The organism is Oleiphilus sp. HI0125 (genome assembly GCF_001635355.1).
The window spans coordinates 1-1,222 of sequence record NZ_LWGF01000710.1 but is presented as its reverse complement, the minus strand read 5'-3'; the positions used below and the strand labels follow the sequence as shown (position 1 = coordinate 1,222).

Sequence of the window (1,222 nt, the reverse complement as noted above, 5' to 3'; positions counted from 1 at the left end):
GATTTGGAGAAGGCGTTGGGACCTGTTCTGTCACGGGTAAAAAACTCGGATCAACGGTATCGTCCTGATTCATTAATACAACAACGGCTGATACCCCTAATACGCTTGCCATGAAGGTTAACTTTATACTTGTTCTCATCGTGTCACCCTAATTGTTCTGTTGTTCTTAGTTTTGTGTATTGCCTTTCCTAGCATTGCACTAGGAAAGGACTTTTATCTGGGTTTACTCTGTGGAAATAAAGCTCAGAATCTAGATCGCATCACTGATCAATGGACAGTAGATACCACAACCAGGATCTTCGTTGTTGTAGTTATTGTATGGTTCAACTAAACGCCATGTTGCACCCGCAACGAAGGCATCAAGAAATGCCGCCATACCATAGAACGTACCTGGGCACTTCCACGTTTGGCCTATTGGGAACTCCCACCAGCGTTTTTTACGAATACTTGGGCAAGCGTGTGAGCCTATGAAGGTAACGATGGTTGAACAGTGGCTATCATTGATTGGACGATTCCAAGGAATCATGTAGCCATAGTTTGGCAAGGTATTCATTTGCGCAATCAAGATCTGATGATCTTCCTGCCACTTCGCCAAAATAGAGTTGTAATCCATGTTCGGGAAGAAACGCTCATAAGAGAATCGCGAGAAGTTAAAGTCGGTGCTGTAAGCCGTATAAGCAAATGAATCTTGCGGATACAAGTTTGCCGCCGCGGTATTTGCCGTGCCCATATCATCAATATTGAATGAAGCAGGCATATTCGCAAGCACAGTAGGCATGTCCCAAGACGTAATGATTGTCTCGTGCAACTGACGCGAGTTGTAGCTCGAATCGGGTGCTGGGAACAATGGTCCTGAGTCATTCAGCATATAGCCTTTGGTGAAGTCTAAACGCTGACGCACTTCATGATAAAGCGCCGAAGACGCTACACCACCAGCACTGAAGCCCGTAATCATCACTTTGTTCATTGTGCCTAGACGCGTATTTAGAAAGTCCAAGGCCGCAGTCGAGTTTGCATAGCCATTATGATGGAAGGTAATTGGTGGATTCACACCCGTCGGGTCGTCATACACCTGAACATTATTACCTACATGTACATCGCCGGTGCAATACGGCATGTAGGCGGCATCCCATCCATTTGTTGCCAAATTCTCACGACGACGGAAAGGTAAACCAGGATCGTTACCGTTCATAATGGGCGAAACGAATTTAGCCTTCGTCTC

General features: G+C 45.7%; 1 protein-coding gene. It reads right to left on the bottom strand.

Annotated features, from left to right (window positions below):
- Positions 1-250: 250 nt before the first annotated feature.
- Positions 251-1,222, bottom strand: a 972-nt coding sequence (locus A3762_RS10325; RefSeq protein WP_068755317.1) for a pectin acetylesterase-family hydrolase, incomplete at its 5' end; no start/stop codon positions are given.